Below are 18,876 nucleotides of genomic sequence, written 5' to 3'. Positions count from 1 at the left end.
GTCAGCCGTAACTCAGGATGAGGCCATGCATCAGCCGCGACCAGCCATCTATGGCAACGAAAAGGAACAGTTTCAGAGGAATCGATATGAGGACCGGCGAGACCATGATCATGCCGAGCGTCATCAGGATATTGGCAACAACGATATCGATGATGAGGAAAGGAAGATAAAGCAGGAAGCCGATTTCGAAGGCACGGGTTAGCTCGGATGCGACAAAGGCCGGAACAAGGATCGAGAGATCGTCGTCCTTCAGGTTCTGCCGCGCCTGTTCCGGCCACAGGCGGCTCGTTCCATCGAGAAAGAACTGCCGCTCCTGCGGCTGGGTGAACTTCATGAGGTGTCGCTGCAATGGTTCCCTGACCAGTTGCGCCGCTCTGGCGAGGTCGTCCGTTGTCTGGAACTGAACCTGCCCTTCTTGAAGTCGGCCCGACATCTCGCTCAGCAACGGGGTCGTGACATAGACCGTGAGCACAAGCGCTATGCCGTATAGCACCAGATTGGGTGGCATCTGCTGGACGCCGAGCGCGTTGCGGATGAGAAACAGCACGACCGAGATCTTCAAGAATCCCGTCATCGTGACGACCGCCAGAGGCAGCAACCCGACAAAGCCGACGGCGATCAGAATCCCAAGCAGATTGGGCGAATTCTCAAGCATTATCGAACATGCGCACGATCCGCACGCCCAGGCTTTCGCCGATCCGCACGATCTCACCGCGGCCGACACGTTTGCCGTTGGCGATGATGTCGACAATCGCCTCGGTTACATCGGCGAGCGGAACAATAGTGCCGGGCGCAAGCTGCTTCACCTCCCCGAGAGGCATTGCCGTGCGGCCGATCTCGAAGGCAAGCGCGACCGGCAACTCGTCCAGGGTCGATTCTTCCAAAGTCTGGCTGGCTGGCGGCGACGTGTTCTGGTTCATGGTCCACTCCCAATTCGATCCGGCGATAGCCGTCGGCGCGGCAAGCAATTGCGGCCCGGCGGCCGTCAGGGCGACCGGCGCATAAAGGCGCTCGGCTATGATGAGTGCCGCCATGCGTTCTTCCGCCTCATCCCTGAAAAGCACCACGTCATCAGGCTGGAGGCTTTTAAGCTCGCCAAGGGTTAGGTTGAGTGCGCCACGCCGAAGACAGATCGGCAGAGGAAATTCGGCCGGGATCGGCGGTCTGGCCTTGGCGATCTCGTCGAAAAGACGGCCGATCCGTACCGCCAGCCCGGCGTCATTCGTGTTCAAGACGCAGTCAATCGTTTCCTGACTGCCGGTCAGGACAAAAGCCAACGGGGTCTCGCCCGAAATGGAAACGGCATCTGCTTGTGTGACCGAGATGAGCGCGATGCTCACGCCCAGTTTGGCCTCGACCCATTCCAGATCCTCTTCAAACGCGGATTCCAGCAGCAGTGCGGCGTGAGCGGGGGCCAGCCGCTTCATGTCGACCAGTTCGTCTGCCCTGGCGAAGCCCCGTTCGACCACAGAAAGCGGCAGGCGCAATTTGCCCATCGTGTCTCCGACGGAGAACGCAATGGTGCACCACCGCTGGTCGGCAGGGTTCGGCGCCGGCCAGACGGCGGCAATCGCCACGGCCTTGCCCGCGATCGTGATTTCCGCGGGCGCGCGCCGGCGGTAGAAGGCGTTCAATGCCCCAACGTCGACAGACGCGACAGAGTCCAGTATCAGCCGCTCGCCAACGCTTGACCGTGAGGTCTTGCGTTTTGCCGGCTTTACCTGCGCTCTCGTTTTTCCCGACGCGAAGGCTTGGGGCATCACATCCATATTCACGATCACAAACTGGGCTATCGTTCTGTGGGCAGGCGCGTTGGACCGCGCTCCTCTTCCTCGGAAAGCTCGGCAAGGGCCAAGCAACGCCGTGCGGTGCGTTTGGTCAGATGCTCCAACAGCCTGTCCAGCTTCGTCACCGCCTTCATGGTTGCACGATGATCATTGCGGGCTTCCGACAGCTCCGCTTTCCGTTGCTGCTCGACAACGCCCGCCATCTTCTCGTTTTCCCGCAACTGCGCGGTTTTTCTGGCGGCGATTTCGAACCGTGCCTGTAGCCGGTGAAGACTGGCAGCCTTTATCGGATGTCCAACAAGCGAGCCGAACGCTGCGTCTTCGGCATCGATCGTGCGCTGGAGATGCTCCGTGACCGCACCGGCCGCCTCCCGACCCTTCCTCGCGGCCCGGTCCACAGCAGCGTGCCTTCTGATCACCTCTTCCCTTGCGCGGTCTTCACGCCGGCGTCTGAGGTCGCGTAATCGAGCGATCATCTCACGATCTTTCACCGACGATCTCCCGCATGAGTTGGCGTGTCCTCTCGAAGCTCTCATGTGTGGCGGACGCCTGACGCAGGAAGGCGTTGATGGCATCGATCTTCGCCACCGCCTCGTCCGCCACCGGATCGCTGCCTTTTTCGTATTCACCGACGCGCAGGAGAAGCTCGATGTCGGCGTAGCGGGCAAGCAGCTCGCGCAGGTGGCTGGCGTCGGACCGATGTGCGGGCTCCACAACCGCATCCATGAGGCGGCTTCGGCTGCGCAAGACATCAATGGCCGGGAAATGGTTGCGCTGCGCAAGCTCGTTCGACAAGAAGACGTGGCCATCAAGGAGCGCCTGAACTTCCTCGGCGACAGGATCCAGCGTACCGTCGCCTTCAAGAAGAACGCTGTAGAGGCTTGTGATGGATCCAACGCGACCGGGGCCTGACCGCTCGAGCAGACGGGGCAATACCGCAAACAGCGAAGACGGAAAACCGCGACGCGTCGGCGGCTCGCCCGCGGCCAGGCCAATCTCTCGCTGCGCACGGGCAAACCGCGTTATGTTGTCCATTGCAAGCAACACATGCTTGCCCTGGTCGCGAAAATATTCGGCAATGCTGGTCGCCACATAGGCGGCCTTGACACGCTCGATGGCAGGACGGTCGGAGGTCGCAACGACGACAATGGCCCTCGCCCGCCCCTCCGGCCCGAGCTGTTGTTCGAGGAATTCGCGCACCTCACGTCCGCGCTCTCCAACAAGAGCGACCACGGCGACATCGGCATCGGTGCCGCTGACGATATCGGAAAGCAGGAGCGACTTTCCCACCCCAGGTTCGCCAAAGATGCCGACGCGCTGCCCGCGCGCGCAGGTGAGCAGCCCGTCGAGGGCGCGTATGCCGAGCTGGATCGGCTCGGAAATCAAGCTGCGCTCCAGCGGAGATGGCGGATAGGCATTGACCGGATAGCTGCCGATGATGCCGTCCGGCGAAAGCGGCTTGCCGTCCAATGGCTCGCCAAGCGCGCTGATCACTCGACCAAGAAGGCTGGGACCGACTGGCACCTGCTGGTCTTTTCCGGTCGCCACAACCTCGGTCAGGTTTGAAAGACCGGCCAAATCGCCAAGCGGAACAAGGACCGCCATTTCGTCCATGAGGCCGACGACTTCCGCCTTGGTCATCCTGCCTGTCCTGGGGTCGACGAGTTCGCATATCTCGCCAATACGGGCCTCCTCCACAGTCGCATGAATGACCGTGCCGGCGACCCGCCGTACACGCCCCTTCCTGGGCCGGCTGGTATCGTCGCGCAGGCCCGAACGCAGATTCGGAATGATGGAGGCCAGACGGCTTTCGATATCAGCGGCGGACGCGGTCATAGGACCTCCGTCTTCGACGCAATCGCGGCAGCCATGGCTTTGAGCTGCGCGTCGATGCTCGCATCGACGACGGCAAAGTCAGTCGAAACGATGCAGGCGTCGGCAACCAGCGCGTCATCCGCGTCGATCTCGACCGTCATCCCCAGATCACTCTCGCGCAAGACTGCGTCCAGCTCCTCGCGAATCCTGTCGATGGACGCGGGATGAACTCGGACTTTCAGGTATTTGGCGCGGCGAATTTCAGTCACCGCCTGTCTTGCGGCCTTGGCGACAAGCGTGCCGACGTCGAATTCTCCCAGAATTCGCCTGACGATATCGACGGCAAGGCCAACGACTTCGGATTCCAGCCCACCGAAATAGCGATCCACTTTGACCGCCGTCTCGCTGATTAACCGCGTGGCCTCCGCATCGCCTTGCGCCTTGCCGTCGTCATAGCCCTGCGCGTATTCGGCCGCATAGGCTCGCCGTGCGGCGTCGCGCAACTGCTGCGCATCACGCCTTGCTTCGTCGAGAAACGCATGCCCATCCTGCAAAGCGCGTACCTCGGCCGCCCGCAGGATTCGGGCGTAAGGACGCCTCGGGATAGCTTCCGCCGCTTTGCCCGATTCGATCATCTCGTCTAGCTCATTGCTCGGCGAACAATCGCGGGGCCGGCCTCGGCAAATGGTTCGGCTACCGGCTGGTGGATAGGCTGTTGTGGCATCAGCTTGAGACGCACCCGCGTGCTCGTATCGCTCGGCATGGTCTGACACCAGGCGCCAAGGCAACTCAGGCCGTCGGCATAGACGCGACCGGAAATGTCTTCCAGCGGCCCCAACCGCTGCATCGGGCCGGCCAGGTCGCGGTTGGCTACGGCGAAAGCGCACAGATCAGCGCCAAGCGCCGCCTGCAACGCGGCCGCTTCGCGCCCAACAATGACAGCGGCCAGACTCCCGGCCCAGTAGATCGCGCCCGAGCGAAGCGCAAGTTCCTCCAACTCTTCGCCAGACGACAAGGCGATCGCTCGATCCACCGCATCGGCCGGCTCTTCGACTGCTGGAGAGAGCCTATGCCGGTCGAGCAGAAGCTTCGACAGTCGCTCCTGCAGGCGTTGCGACCGCAGCATGCGCTCGCAGGCTGCCTCGCCGATGGCGCCGTCAAAGCACTCCGCGAGCCAAGCCGCATCCACATAGGATGCGGGGTTGGACATGAATGCCTGCCATTCCGGGCTGGCAGTTTGCTCCGAGCCGGGCTGGGTCATGTTTTCTTCACCGGCATTGCGGAAGCATCGAGCGCATAGACGCCGGGCCGTCGATACCACTGCATGTAGGCCAACCGACCAGCCAGCGCGAGTATCGCCGCCGCCATGCCGTAAAACAGCGACATCGCGGCGGCGACGCTGTCGGGATGTAGCCACAGGCCGAGGAAGCTGGTGAACCCGGCCTCGCCGGTTTCCTGCTCGGGGGCTGTCGCTGCAACCGGAATGAGGGTGACGGAAACATTGTCATAGGTCAGTCCGGCGATGCCCTTGGCCACCAGCATCTTGACCTGCGGGATGAGCTCATTCATCGGAACGGATGCGCGATGCCGGATGAACACGGAGGCGGAGGACGGTACCAGTTGCTGCCTCAGCGGATCGTTTTCGGGCAGTACGAGATGAACGCGCGCCGAAAGTACGCCGTCGATGTCCGAAATCGTCTGCGACAGCTCCTGGCTCAGGCCATAGATCATCGTTGCCCGCTCTTCCACCGGCGAGGACACAAGCCCATCCCTCTTGAACACCTCGCCGAGCGTCTGGAATTCCTGTTTGGGCAAGCCGCTCTCGTCGAGAATGGCCATAGCTTCGGCGAAGCGGCCCTTCTGTACGGAAACCGTCATCTTGCCGTCCTTGCCGACCTCGCGTTGGGCCGGGATCCCGTGCCGCATGAGCGTGGCCACGATCTCGTTGGCTTGCCGCTGGTTGAGGTTGGAATACAACTCCACCGAACACGCCTGGAGCACAAGCATACCCATGACAACGAGCGCAACGCGACACCGGATGCGGCATTGATTCAATCGCGTTGAGCGCCGCAGCGAGGTTGGCATGGGCACGAACACTCCGCGGCGCTTACTGTTGTTTGATCAGCGTGCTGGTGGACGACGTGACGGCCGTCACGCTGCTCGTAACCACCTCGAGATTGGCGGCTGCCCACATCACCGAAATCGATCGTTCCAGGAGTTGCTCTGCGTTCTTGGCTGGGGAGTCTTCGCCTTCCTTGCCGGACGGGGCCGTCTTATCGGCGCCATCCTGCGTGGCGGCCGTTTCAGCACTTGGGGAAGCGTTAGCCTGGCCAAGAGCCTTCTGGACCTGCTGCATGGTTCCTTCCAGCGACTTAACGGCAGAACCCAAAAGGGCCGATGGTTCCGTGAACACCCCACCTGCAGCCTTCTCCGTCTCGGCCATGTAGTCGAAGAGTTTGTGTTCGACGATCGGCTCGGTCTTCTCCGGTTTGGAAGTCTGTCCGCCTATTGCCGGATTGGCGCCGGGCGTCTGCACCACCTGCTGACCAGCCGGCGTCGCGACATCACTGCGCTCAGGCATATTGACCTTCGCGGCATCGTGCTTTTCTTGCTTGGCGCCCACCATTCGGTTACCGGGCTGCGCTGCCGCGCCGGCGGTGATTTGCTGTTGCGAACTTATGCTGGTGGTCAAGTTTGCAAGCGTAGCCTCTAGGGCTCCAATCGGCGCGATTTGCATGAATGTGCCCTCCAGTTCTTAGTTCGGTTTGCCGGAGGGGACAGTCTGCGCCTCCGCCTGCTTTCCCCGGAAAACGCGGACCGACACAGCTTTGCCGGCTTCCTGCTTCGTGCTCGCCGTGGCAGGAACCCCGAGCGTTTTCCTGACGAGTTCGATGTAGGATGGCGGCCCCGATACCGAGATGACATCGTCTTGCTTGGAAACCTTTATTGGAAACTTCGGGTCGCTGACGCCCAGCCGTGAAAGCCTGTCTTCGGCGCCAGCAGCCATGTTGGCATCAAGCGGGATCATTTCCGTTTGGACTTCCGCTTCGGTCGCGACGTTCATGACGATACCGTCGAAATGCCAGACCAGCCCGTATCGATTGCATATCTCTTCGAGGAACTCGCGGGCCGTTCCAACCGGCATGCCGGCGCTCAGGCGCCCCTTTACCAGCTTGCTGACACGCATGGGCACCCGCATGTTGCGGCCGAGCTCAACCAGCGCGTCTGTCACGGATTGATCGATCGTGATGTATTTGTAAGGGCCAGGGGGCCAGCGCGGTTCGGCAGCGGACGCACGCTGCGAGTCAAAGCCGAGCGCCAGGATGACGGCAAGGCCGCAGGCGACAACGGTAGCCCTGCCTCCCGACAACCGATCCGCATGGTAGGTACCGCGTCCTGTCACATTGGTCCTATCGCAAGCGACGCACGAGTGATGACCCGCCTCGCTTACTTCATAGCTTGTCCGCCGATGTCATCCTATCGCGCACACTCGAAAATAGGAAGTCCAATTGGATTACATATCAACGATCTGTGCCAAATGTTGCGAACGATCCGCAACGCGATATGGTGCCGCGTTGGAATCGGTTACCACCGGGTTCGGGGTCGTCGGTTCAATGTGGAAGGGAGTGGTCTCGGTGACGGCAAACAACAGCCTGCTCGCGAACTTGGATGTGCCCGCAGGCGTTCCTAGAAGCAAGAGGTTTGTGGCAACGCGTCTTGTCGAGGGATTGAGTGCATCGGTTCTGGTTGCCGTGGCGTCGCTTGCCGCCATCGCGTCGGCGCAGGCCCAATCGAACAGCGGTTATGACCCTAGAAGCTGGACATACGATCGGGCGAGAAATGTACTGGTCTCCCCCAGCGCTTCCGGCCTGACGTCGGACGGAGAAATCGTGCCCGGGCGGTCAGTGATTCCCAGGCAGGTCGTGACATTCAACGAGGCTCAGCCGAAGGGGTCGATCGTGATCAACACCACGGAGCGGCGCCTCTATTACATCCTGGGGGGCGGCAAAGCGCTGCGATACGCGGTGGGGGTTGGCAAGGAGGGGCTGGAGTGGTCCGGTCGCGACACGATTTCGAGAAAGAAGGACTGGCCAGATTGGCGGCCGCCGGCCGAAATGCGATCCAGAGAAGCCTCAAAGGGCCGCTTCCTGCCCGCGCATATCGAGGGAGGACCGAACAATCCATTGGGCGCGCGCGCATTATATATCGGCAACACGCTTTATCGCGTCCACGGCACCAACCAGCCATGGACCGTCGGACAGGCCAACTCCTCCGGTTGCATTCGCATGACCAACGAAGATGTCATCGATCTTTACGACCGAGTGAAGATCGGCACCCAGATTATTGTACGGCATTGATGGTTCGACGCCCCCCCGAAAGCCGCAGATGAGCGATCGACCGTAATGATACCTTTCAACATCAAGCAGCTCGAAACCTTTCTCTTGGTGGCGACTTTCGGAAGCTTTCGAAAGGCGGCGGAACGCCTGAATACCACGCAGCCGGCGGTATCCACACGAATTGCCGGGTTGGAGGAAGCGCTGGGTGCCAAGCTGTTCGAGCGGCAGAGCAGCACAGTCAGGCTGACCGCCGAAGGACAACGGCTGCTACCACCTGCCCAACGGGTTCTGCGCGTAGCGGAGCGGCTGCAACTGATGGCCAGCTCTCTTTCAGAGACTTCAGAGACGACGAGGGTGCTGAGGCTTGGGGTTGCCGAAACGATCGTGCACACCTGGCTCCCGGATTTCCTCAAGGCCCTGAAGGCAAACTATCCGCTTGTCGAGACGGATATCGTCGTCGATGCGACGACGACCCTTCGCAATGAACTCATGTCACACCGGCTCGATCTTGCGGTGCTGATGGGCCCTGTCCTGGAGTACAGCATCGAGAATATCGGGATGCCGTCCTTTCCGCTTGTTTGGGTCTGCTCGCCGCAATTGGAATTGCCCAATCGACGCAAGGTGACGCTGAACGACTTGATGCAGTTTCCGATCATCAGCTACGCGCGAACCACGCGCCCCTATAGCGAACTCTACCGCAAGCTCACCGGTGAATTCGAAGAGACGCCGCGCATATTTCCGGCCAATTCGCTGGCCGCTTCCATCAAAATGGCACTCAACGGAATCGGAATTGCCTCCCTGCCTGAGGGAGTCGTCCAAGACTATGTCGCAAGCGGTAAACTGCGCATCGTCGAATGCGAATGGCACCCGTCCGACTTGCAGTTTACCGCTTGCTATTCTTCCGAACCATCCAATCCGATAGCGGAAGGGGCGGCAAAGCTGGCCGCCTCCGTTGCAAACGCATATGCCGCGAGAACCGGCAAGGCGCAGGAGTCAACGGACGACAGGCTTGGCCCCGCGGTTTCTCAGCCGGTCGAGGTGACCGGCAGATAGATACGGTCGCCTGAGAAGATCAGGTCCGGGCTCAGGATATGATCCATGTTGAGCACAACCGTGTCCGCCACATCCGCAGAATGGGTCTTGGCGATCAGGCGAATGCTGTCGCCGTCCTTGACCTCGACCCACTGATAGCCGTCTTTCTCCAGCGTTGGGTTCGTGCGGCCCTCAGGGTTGCTGCTGCCCTCGGCATGAGCCTCGACATAGTCGCCGGAAACCCAGCCGCTATGCATTTCGCCATCCGGTCCGAAACCTTCGACAGGTATCCAGGTCTCCCCTGACGGATCGGTCGATGGCTTCGCGGTCTGTTCGACGAATGTGCCGGGTTGCAGAACCGTTCCCACGGTCGAATCCCCGTCAGGCTGGGTCCGCAAATTCAGGCCGTCATCGGCGACCACGACAAGTTGCGGGAAATCCTCTCCCGGGATCTGCGGCCCGCCTGGACCATCCGAAGGCTCATCGGGTTGCTGGGACGAGGCATCGCCATCCGGTTTTTTCGGATCGGGTGGAGGGGGCGTTTTCGCGCCCTCCCAAGGCTCCGCGAGCAGGGCGTCCAAAGAGAAGAGAAGCATTCCAACGCCGAAGGTGATGCCCAGAGTCCACCGATCCCATGCGGCCCATCTCTTGTCGGCCTTTTCCGCCGCCGCGATATCAGCATCGGTTCGCGGCACTGAACCGCGATTCATCCGGTCCGTCCTTATGGCCGACGCCCAGAATTCCGCGCAACCGAAGGTGAACATGGTGCCGGCGACTGTGGCGATCGGCGCCGGCCAAGAGTGCAGCGTATAGACGGCGCAGCCAAGCACATAGCCGGGTCCAGCCAGATGTTCGGCCAGGTTTCGGATCACCGGTCTGCCGGTGAACGACTGCAGCATCGACTTCGTGCCATAGACGATGTTGCCGAGCGTGAACGTGCTGTTGACGACAAGATCCTTACCCTGGATCATCCCGGTCGCGGCACCTGGCGCTGCGGCAATGAATGTGGCTCCGCCGAGCGCGTTGAGGAATCGCCCGAACGGCTTGTGACTTGCGGTTGCGTTGGGGAAGAGCGCCTGCGCGCCGAAAACGATGCCTCGCACGCCAAATGCCACCGATCCGGCGGTGGCGGTCCAGGTTGGCGGCAACGAATTCCACAACATGTAGGAGGTGGTCGACATGCCGCCAAAGGTGGCGAGCGCCTGCGCGTTTTCCCGCATCCTGGCATGGCTGAGGGCCAGATCGACGCTGGTGGCCTGATCCGGCGTCAGCGCCTTTTTATGGGTTGCCCGATAGGTCGTTATCTGCAGCACGGAAAGCGCGTTTGTTTGCTCCGTCGACATCCAGGCAAACTGCTTGGGCGTGAACTTGCGCAACTGGCCGGGGCTCAACTCGCCAAGCTGCTTCGGCGTCAGCGCCGCTATCTGTTGCTTCGTCAGCGCCTCGATCTGATGAATGGTCAGAGCGCCAAGCTGGTCCCGCGTAAGCGCCGAGATGTGGTCCGGCGACAGCTTTGCCGTTGCCACGGGATCGCGTGCTGCGACGAGATCAGGGTTCAACGCCGCGAACTGGGTCGCATCGAGATGGCCGAATTGGGCAGGTCTCATGGCGGCGACTTGTTCCGACGTAAGGGCATTGCGCTGCTCATCACTGAGCTTGGCCATCTGGTCGGGCGTCAGCTTGCGCACTTGCTCGACGGTCAAGGCAGCGAGCTGCTCGGGTGAGAAGGCAGCGATCTGATCCGGTCGCAAGCCGGTGATACGGCCAGGGGCAACGGCCTGCAATCTGCTTGGCCTGATCGCCTGGAGCCGTTCGGCACTCAGCGCCCGCAATTGCTTCGGCCGAAGCGCTGCAAGTTGATCGAACGTCAGCTGCCCGATCTGCTCGGGGCTCAGTGCAGCAACCTGCTCAGGCGCCAGCTTGGCGATGTGCTCCGGCTTGATGGCGTGCAATTGCGTGCCGGTCAGTTCGGAAATCTGATCGGCTGAAAGCGCCCTGACCTCCGGCCCGGTCGGCGCCCGCACCGGTTCCGCATATCCTGGTTCCGCGGCGGAGCTCACCGGAAGCTCAAGGCTGACCATCTTTCCGCTGGCAGGGTCAAAAACCGCCCTGCCCCGGTCGGGCGCCGGCGGCCATGTAGCGGCTGTCGGCGTTTCGGCAGCAATATTCACCGCCTGCGGCGTTTCGCCAGTCACAGCTGGGGCTTCGTTGCTGACCACCTCGGCCACTGGGGGCGGCGGCGCTTCGGTCTGTGCTGGCGTATTGACATCCCAGAACTCGTCGGCCGGCCGCAAGATGACCTGTGGGCGTTTTTGTGTCGATGTGCCGGGCGCGACGGCATCCTCATTGCGCGTGAACTCACCGACGAAATTCCCGTCCGGATCCATCATCCGCCAGCCATAGACCTCGCTCCATGGTATGCTGCCGTCGACTGCGGTCTCGTCGACGCGGGCCATCCTGTCGCTGACGGGTCGGCCCATTGCCTCGAATTCGGTCGGGACGTGGAGGCGCGGTCTGCTCGGATTCAGCGTGTAGAGATAAGTGTAACCTTGCTGCCGCGCGGCTCGTGACTCTTGCGAAACGAAAGCCTTGGCTCCCGAGATCGACTGGCTCGTGCCAACGAAACGGCCATGGGTATTGCCCATGACATAGCTGCTCAGGGCGATGCCTTGCGGATTGTCCACCCAGATTCCTGTCGGGGGCGGTGGCGAGAAGCCTCCCGCGTCCCTAATCTCGGTTGGCGAGCGGGTATCGGCCCGGAACACAAACGGGCCGACATTGCCGCGCAAGGGTCTTGTAGGATCGCCCGCGCCTTCGACAGGCTGATTGCCCTCCTCGGGATACCCAAGACTCCCCGGCACATGGTCGTCAGAAGCACCACGTATCCAGGGTAGAACATAGGGCTCTCCGGTTTCCGGATCCCGGAACAGGATATGTGACTTGTGCATCAACTCCAGTTCGTCGCCGCGCGCTGTCGGAGCATCCGCCGGCGGCACATAGACATTCTGCGGGCTCTTTGGCAGCGGTCCGTAACGGGTTGCCGTCACGGACTGCCCGTTCTCGTCCCTTATCTGGATCGGTCCGCTTCGGCGGCTGCCCACCTGCGAGGAGAGGAACGTCAGCACGCCGTCGGCAACGTTCTGGCGCACGAAGCCGCCATCGACGATCGACGGGCCGAATTCCGTCCGGAATTTCTCTATCGCCGCGCGCTGGTCGGGTCTCGCCTTCTTTTCCAGTTCGCCGAGGACCTGCTCCAGGGAGGCCTTGCCACCCTTCGGAATGGCTGTCGCCGCGCCGTCACGCGAGGTTTCTAAGGCATGAGCAAGCCAGGCCGGGACCGTCAGCGTTTCATTCTGTCCATCGGCTCGATCGAAGGTCAGCGTCGCTGTTTCATCCTTGGCGATTGAAGGAGCGACCTTGGCAGCCTTGGACTTGTACTGGATTCTCACTTCAGCACTGAAAGCCGCCGCCCCTGCTGGCAGAGGAGGTGTCGACATCGAAAGTGTGTAACGTGTCGCCGGAGTGCCATGAGCGCCATACAGGTTCTGATAGATGTTGCCGGCGCTCGGCATATAACGGGGCTGCGGCGTCCCGTCGGGACTGAAGCGCGCCGGCAGCCACGACTGTACCGTCGATTTCACCTTGTAGGCCGCGGAAGTTACCGTCCGGTCGGGATTGAAGCCCAGCACACCGGGAAGCCTGTTGCGGTCGTTGAAGATGATGTCGACCAGCATCGCCTCGGGATTGACGACGCGTACCCTCTCACCAGTCAGCAAAACGATGTCTGCCGTGGGCGCCTTGCCGGGTACCGCTGAAAGCCGTAATCCGCTTAGCGTCGGTTCATCAACAAACGAAACTGTGTTCGACGGATCGATCTGACCAGACTTGACGAGGTCATGGATCGACCGGATGCCATCACCTTGTCCGATCGCTGCGATGAGTTCGGACGCCTTCGCCGGATCCTTGACCGCGAACTGGATCTTCAGGCTTGTCGAGCCGAGAGCGGACTGGATCTGGTCGTAGGTCTGCTTCGACACGATGTCACCCGGCTGGAGCGTGTCCTTGACGGGCACTTCCGGGCGCTTCTCGAAGCCGACGCGCGGCATCTGGTCGACCGCCCCGACATGATTGGCCACGATTGGCAGCCGCAGTCCGACCTTTGTTTCGGTCATGACACGGTCGAAGGGAAGCGCGCCTTCCAGCTTGACGTGACCAGCGCTGTTTTCTACGGGCACGCCAAAGAAATCGTGCTGGCCGGGGGCGAGCGTGACCTCCTCGCCCTTGAGCGAAGGCGTATAGGTCATCTCGATCACGGTGCCTTCGCCGTCTGGCGTCATACCGACGATGGCAGCATCCAGCGGCTTGGCGTTGTAGCCAGTCGCATCGCTGAATATCGCCCTGGTTGCCGCCACCGAAAGATCGCTGCTGCGAACCGGGAAAGCCGTCTGATTTGACACCGGCCAGACGCCGGCCTGAAGGCCGGTGATGTTCCTGTATTCCCGTGCCCGGTAGGATACGACGCCTTGAGTGCCGAGCGCATCCGTGAATGGTGTCAGGCTGCGCTGGCTGATGCTGTCGACGATCGACCACCCGATCATGCCGAAATCGGTCTTGGTCCCAACACCGAAGCCGACGGCCGCCACCGTCGGCGAGCCGATGTCGAAGGCCTGGCCCGTATTCAAGCGCGTCCGGAATGTGACGCCGATGCGGAAGTCGGGCAGTATGTCGCGGAGCGGCGTGCGCGGTATCTGAACGCCATCCGGGCCGTAGCGCTCGGCCAACTCGCGGTTCGAATAATAGCTCTTTTCTGCCTCGTATCGCGCTACAAGCTGCTCGACGCTCAGCCCGTCAAGATAGGCTGAGGGAGTCTTGGCATCCTTGCCACTGGTGTAGATGTACCCGCTTGTGTCGGGTTCCGGCATGCCGGTGAAGCTGCGCGTCTCCGGATCCCAGACGAGGCGCATCGAGTCGTCTTTTCCTGCCGGCTTGTTCGGCACAATGATGGGATCGCTATCAGCGGGATGCCCTGAATTGCGCCCGGTCGACCCATACGGATCGCGGCCCGGCAGCATCGTCGGACCGTCACCGCTGGCATCGCTGGTCTTGATCACTTCTCGGGGTATCACAGGATGGTTAGGATCTTGAAATACCTGCTCCCCGGTCGGCCTGTAGACACCGTCGGCGCCAATTTCATAGACGTTCATCGGACGTCCGGAGGGGCCGGGTTCCAGCGCCGGAGGCGGCTGCCGTGGTCCTTTGCCGGCGGACCATGGCGGCGGCTGGTGCGGTCCGCCGCTGCTCGGTGGCTGGTTGGCGCCGGGACCATTGGCGCTTGCCTGCGTGCCCGTTCCAGGTCGCAGTGTCCGCAGACCGTGAATGCCGAGGCCCGTGCCGGCAATACCGGTGCCAAGGCCCGTAAGCGCGTTGGCAAGCTGAAGACCGTTCATCTGGTCTCCGTTGACGGCGAGATCGTAGGCCGATGTCGCCAGCAAAGGTGCACCGACAATCACGGAGCCGATATCCGCTCCCCAGGCCGCCTTGTTCAAACCAGCGGTGGATTGCATGTAGGTTCGGGTTTCGAGCGCCAGGGGCGAGCTGGACCGTGTTGCGCCTATGCTGCCACGGAAGGCCTGCAGGGCCGTCATTTCCTTTCCCGCCAATCCGGCGGCCGTCATTTCCCTTCCTGCTAATCCAATGGTGCGCAGACCGCTGGAAGCCATGGGCAGAACCGTGGTTGCCACGCTGGCGACATTCATCAGCGACTCGGTATCGTCCCACTCGCCGCCATGTTCCAGATGGTTGACCTGGTTTATGACCGCTCGGGTGCCGAGATAGGCCGCGCCCGTATAGGCCAAGGGTGCTGCAATCGGCGCGGCCGGCGTGAACGACAGAATGGTGGCTATACCCGTCCCGATGCCAACCAGCGGATCGACGACCTTGTCCCAAGCAGAAACATTGCGCGACTTGACGACTTCCAGTTCGATCCTGCCGTCATCGCCGGCCTTCATCTCCAGACCCTTGGGGACGACGAGCTTGCCGTCTTCGCCGAACTGGTTGTTGTTGTCCTGGAAATCTCCGAGGTCGTCGAACTTTTTGCCGGTCACGTCGACATAGCGAGTGTTGCCGTCTCCGTCACGCACAGCAAACAGCGCGACCTGCTGTGTCCCGACCTCGTCGTCAACATAGAAAATCGGCACGCTGCGCACGTAAGGATTGTCGCCGCCGATATCGCGGATCTCTTCCGTCACATTCTCGATCGCCTCGCGACCTTCCTCGGTCGAACGATCTATGCCGAGCGTTCTGGCGACCGTCTCCTCAAGAGCCGTACCGCGCTGTTCACGGAACTCGTTGTCGTAGCCGCTGTCGCGCAGTTGCTGGAACTTCGGCTGATAGATGCCGTCAAGCGTCTGCTGCTCATGCTCGTCTAGATAGGTCTTATCCACCGTGCTGTTGCGGTCAACCAGCAACGAGGGATCGCTGGACCGAAGCTCATGATAGTCGCTGAAGCCTCGCACCAGCCCGCGCAGCTCCTCGGCCTGCGTTATCTGAAGCGTTGTCGCGTCCAGCTTGAGTTTGGCGACCGCCAGTTCGGGATCAACCCAGCGTCCACTGGCATCGTCATCTTTTGTGTCCAGGTCGATCCAGACTGCCTTCCCGCTCTGGGTCAACGCATCGATCCCTATCTGGTAGTATGTCTGGGCAACCTCCGGCGCCACCTTGATTGTCTGTCCGCCGACGTTGATCTCGACAGGCTGCACGCCATTGGGCAGCGTGCCTTCAGGAGCATCGACTGTTCCTGGCCCGTGCTCCGTCAACGCATTGTTGAAGTTGGTCTGCAGCGTTGACAGCTCGGAGTTCAGGTCTTCAATGCTGTTGCCGAGCTGCCGATCCAGGACATCATTGAGATTCTGCGCCGCCTGCGCCTCGCTGGCCCTCACTGCTTGCAGCCCATTTGCCGTGCACACCGGCCCGGTGGAACTGCTGCCGCCCAAAAGCTGCTGCCAGTCCTTGTTGAGTTGCCGATCGCGGTACTCATCCCTGACGTTCGTTTCGCTCAGATTGTAGGTGAGCTGCTGCTCGGTCGTGCCCTCTTCGAACTGGTTGACCACCCACAGCTGGCCGTCGCGGACCTCAAGTTTTTGCGATTGGAAGAGACCCAGATAATCGCCACTGACCCTTTGATGTTTCTTTCCCTGTTCGAACAGAAACTGGTGCTCGCTATTATATTCGGCGAGCAGTCTCTGCTCGAGGTCCGTCTGCTGCGCACCCACTTGCGTGGCGTCGGCATGGGCGTTGAAGTAGTTTTGATAGGCTTCCGCCAATTCGAGCTGATTGCCTGCTGTCGTCTGCAGCGCCTTGAGGTCCTGATATTCCTTCGAGTCGGTCGGAATGCCGTCAAGCTCGGCTTGCCCCACCAGGAAGTCGAGGGTGAGCTTGTCGCCCTTGCTCAGATGCAGGCCGACTTCGGAGAACAGCTGATCGACAGCCGCATGATCCGCGAGGCCTTGCGCGTACTGCGTTTGCCGATTGGGACCTGGCTGCCCTTGCGCGGATGCAACGTCTGCATTGGGATCAATCAGCGGCGCAAGTTCGCTCTGCTGGGCGATGGCGTCGGCGAGAATGCGCCCGGCAGTCTCATATTCGCCACGGGCATCCTGCGCGTTCTGCAGCAAGGTGTTAGACTTGGTAAGCCGCTCCTGCGCATCGGCAAGCGTGCCTTCCGGTTTCTGCGGGGTCCATTCCAGACCATGGGGTGCCAACGCCTCGTTTATAACTGTCTGCGCCCCATCAACAGCATCCTTGTAGGCAGCGTCGAGCATATAGACGTTGAACTGCTCCTGCCGCTGACCGGCCAGAGCTCGCGTCTCTGTAATTTGGGACAGCGCGATGTTCTCAGCAATGATGGCCTGGGCCACCTTGGGATCGATCCAGGTCCAGACGCCATCGATCTTCATCGGCGTCCACTTTCCGCCGGAGGGTGCATTACCCTGCGGCGGATCGCCGAATGGATCGACAACCCTGTTCTCACCGTCCAGCTCGGGCGTGGCGACGGTACCTAGACCATATCTCTCGATCAGGTCCTGTTTGTTTTGTCCGGCTTCTTCTGCCGCGTCGATGAGACTGGGCAAGGCTTCACCCGCCAGCAGCCCTTCGATGAAGGTCATTACGACCTCGCCCTCTTTTGCCGCCGTGGCATCACTGCTGTTGGGGTTCACCGCCAACAGCGTCCTGGCCAACGCCTCCTGCGTACTTCCTGCTTCGATCTTCAGGTCGGTCCCGGTGGTGTTGTTGTGCAGCGTCATGCTGCCATCAGGGCTCGTGGTCAGCGTATAACCGTTGAAGGTGACTTCCACGGTCGTGCGGGTACCGTTTTCGATGGTAACCTTTTGGCCCGGGTGAATGATGTCGGGGTCACGAGGCGAATTGAAGAGCTCGGGGTTCGTTCTCCTCAGATCGTCCAGCGACACGCCATATTGCTGCGCAATCAGGGTCAGATTGTCGCCTGGCTTGACCTCGTACTCGACGGGCTCGCCGCCATTGATCTCCTCGGTGGTCGTTGTCGTCACCCGACCGTCCTTGTCGGTGACGATCGTGGTTTCCGTTCCGGCCTTCGGATCGACGATTGTGGTTGTGGTCTCGCCCGTTTCGGTATTGCGAACACTGTTGCGCGTCCTGCCGTTCCCGTCCTCCGACACCGTCGTTTCCTTGCCGTCAGACGCCGTCACGACGGTGCGCTCATCATGCTGGTAGTCGTGATAGTAGACGGTCTTGTCGCCGGTGTGCGGATCGACGACTTCAACCGACTGCACGTCACCATTGTCGCTCGTCGGTTCGCGCGTCGTGACCTGATAGCCGGCGGCGTTCAGCTCGGCGATCACCTGCTCGTTGGTCAGACCCCTTTCCTGCGCGATTTGCTCGATGCTCTTGCCGTCCGCGAGATCATCCTTGATGCCCTGGGTGGTTGCCCCGCCCGGATCCTGAGATGCAGCGAGGACGGTCTTGCGACCATCTGGACCGTTGACGGTGGTGACCGGCAAGGCCGGCCCGTTCCCGGGTGTAACGGTTTCCACCGAAGCGCCGTTCGGCAAGGTGGTCCGCTCGGTGACGGTTCCGGTGCCCAGATCGTCTTCGTAACGCGTCGTGATGGCACCGGTGTCGGGATTATAGCTGCTGGTTTCCTTGCGCCCGAGCCCATCCCGGATCGGCGTGGTGGTTGCCGTGCCGTTGGGTTGTTCCACGCTCGTGTAGTAGCTGTCGTGCTGGTAGTCGTAATATTGCGTGACGGTGCGGCCGCTGGCATCTGTGATTTTCGTCGTCAGCACGTCGCCATTGCCGCTCGGGTCAGCGGTCGAAACGGTCATCCCGCCGGACCTAAGCGCGGCGATAACCTGTTCGCGCGTCATGCCCCGGGCAGATGCAATCTGGTCGATGCTTTTGCCGCCGGTGACATCGCTGACAATGTTGCGCGCAGTCGTCGCTTCCGCGGCATTGTCTTCGGGCGTGCTGCCATCCAGTTTCACCGGTGTCGCCGCCAGTGCCGCGAGATCGGTCTGCGTGTAGAGAGCCGGCGTCACCGTCCTGCCATTGCCGGATGTGCCGTTGCTGGCGTTGACGACGTTGACACTCGGCGCTGCCGAAGCCGCAACCGGCGGCGACTGAAGCGAATCCAGTTGCGTGCTCACACGGGCCAGTTCCTGGCGGGCCTGTGCCGCCCAATCACGCTCGCCCATCCTGTTGGCAAGCCTGATCTGCTCCCGCAACTTGGCAGCCTGGGCCTCCAGCCGCGCTATCTGCGCGGCGTTTGCCTTGGCATTGACCTTTTGCGGCTGGACCGGCGGCTTGGTGGGCATTATCGGGCGAACCATGAGGACGACCTCCGGAAATTAACGTTGCCGGCAGCCTGG

General features: G+C 61.4%; 12 protein-coding genes. 2 read left to right on the top strand and 10 right to left on the bottom strand.

What is annotated here, in order from left to right; genetic code table 11:
* Nucleotide 1: 1 nt before the first annotated feature.
* The 9 genes from sctR to NKJ08_RS24780 form a co-directional block, all read right to left on the bottom strand.
* Nucleotides 2-655 carry a type III secretion system export apparatus subunit SctR gene (sctR, locus tag NKJ08_RS24820; protein ID WP_352454246.1) on the bottom strand — a complete coding sequence of 218 codons (654 nt, stop codon included), beginning with the start codon at nt 653-655 and terminating at the stop codon, nt 2-4.
* Nucleotides 648-1,487 (bottom strand): type III secretion system cytoplasmic ring protein SctQ, encoded by an 840-nt coding sequence (gene sctQ / locus NKJ08_RS24815; RefSeq protein ID WP_352783773.1) that lies wholly within the window; start codon nt 1,485-1,487, stop codon nt 648-650. The genes sctR and sctQ overlap by 8 nt, the downstream gene beginning before the upstream one ends.
* A 302-nt stretch (nt 1,488-1,789) precedes the next feature.
* On the bottom strand, nt 1,790-2,278 hold the full coding sequence (gene sctO, locus NKJ08_RS24810; RefSeq protein WP_352776885.1) for a type III secretion system stalk subunit SctO: 489 nt from the start codon (nt 2,276-2,278) through the stop codon (nt 1,790-1,792).
* Nucleotides 2,265-3,623 carry a FliI/YscN family ATPase gene (locus NKJ08_RS24805; protein ID WP_352776886.1) on the bottom strand — a complete coding sequence of 453 codons (1,359 nt, stop codon included), beginning with the start codon at nt 3,621-3,623 and terminating at the stop codon, nt 2,265-2,267. Before NKJ08_RS24805 ends, sctO begins: the two co-directional genes overlap by 14 nt.
* On the bottom strand, nt 3,620-4,237 hold the full coding sequence (gene sctL, locus NKJ08_RS24800; protein ID WP_352525509.1) for a type III secretion system stator protein SctL: 618 nt from the start codon (nt 4,235-4,237) through the stop codon (nt 3,620-3,622). Before sctL ends, NKJ08_RS24805 begins: the two co-directional genes overlap by 4 nt.
* A gap of 5 nt (nt 4,238-4,242) precedes the next feature.
* On the bottom strand, nt 4,243-4,863 hold the full coding sequence (locus NKJ08_RS24795) for a SctK family type III secretion system sorting platform protein (protein ID WP_352783770.1): 621 nt from the start codon (nt 4,861-4,863) through the stop codon (nt 4,243-4,245).
* The gene (sctJ, locus tag NKJ08_RS24790; protein WP_352783814.1) at nt 4,860-5,687 is read right to left on the bottom strand and encodes a type III secretion system inner membrane ring lipoprotein SctJ; all 828 of its coding nucleotides are present in this window, start codon (nt 5,685-5,687) and stop codon (nt 4,860-4,862) included. The genes NKJ08_RS24795 and sctJ overlap by 4 nt, the downstream gene beginning before the upstream one ends.
* 22 nt (nt 5,688-5,709) lie before the next feature.
* Nucleotides 5,710-6,339, bottom strand: a complete 630-nt coding sequence (locus NKJ08_RS24785) for a hypothetical protein (RefSeq protein ID WP_352783768.1) — start codon at nt 6,337-6,339, stop codon at nt 5,710-5,712.
* An 18-nt stretch (nt 6,340-6,357) separates the two neighbouring features.
* Nucleotides 6,358-7,005: a type III secretion protein gene (locus NKJ08_RS24780; protein WP_352783766.1), complete on the bottom strand. Its 648-nt coding sequence runs from the start codon at nt 7,003-7,005 to the stop codon at nt 6,358-6,360.
* Nucleotides 7,006-7,237: 232 nt separating this feature from the next.
* On the opposite strand from NKJ08_RS24780, the gene NKJ08_RS24775 reads away from it, so the two are divergent.
* A complete protein-coding gene (locus NKJ08_RS24775) occupies nt 7,238-7,960 on the top strand; it encodes a L,D-transpeptidase (protein WP_352525502.1) in 723 nt (240 codons plus the stop codon).
* Nucleotides 7,961-8,005: 45 nt separating this feature from the next.
* Complete coding sequence (locus tag NKJ08_RS24770) at nt 8,006-8,992, top strand: LysR family transcriptional regulator (protein WP_352525501.1); 987 nt, start codon at nt 8,006-8,008, stop codon at nt 8,990-8,992.
* Here NKJ08_RS24770 and NKJ08_RS24765 read toward each other — a convergent pair.
* The gene (locus NKJ08_RS24765; protein ID WP_352783763.1) at nt 8,965-18,837 is read right to left on the bottom strand and encodes a LysM peptidoglycan-binding domain-containing protein; all 9,873 of its coding nucleotides are present in this window, start codon (nt 18,835-18,837) and stop codon (nt 8,965-8,967) included. The two genes, NKJ08_RS24770 and NKJ08_RS24765, sit on opposite strands and share 28 nt — an antisense overlap.
* Nucleotides 18,838-18,876: the final 39 nt, after the last annotated feature.

It is taken from the genome of Mesorhizobium sp. M0244, from assembly GCF_040321795.1.
Classification (GTDB): Bacteria; Pseudomonadota; Alphaproteobacteria; order Rhizobiales; family Rhizobiaceae; genus Mesorhizobium.
The sequence above is the reverse complement of the archived record's forward strand: the minus strand, read 5'-3'. Positions and strand labels throughout refer to the sequence as shown.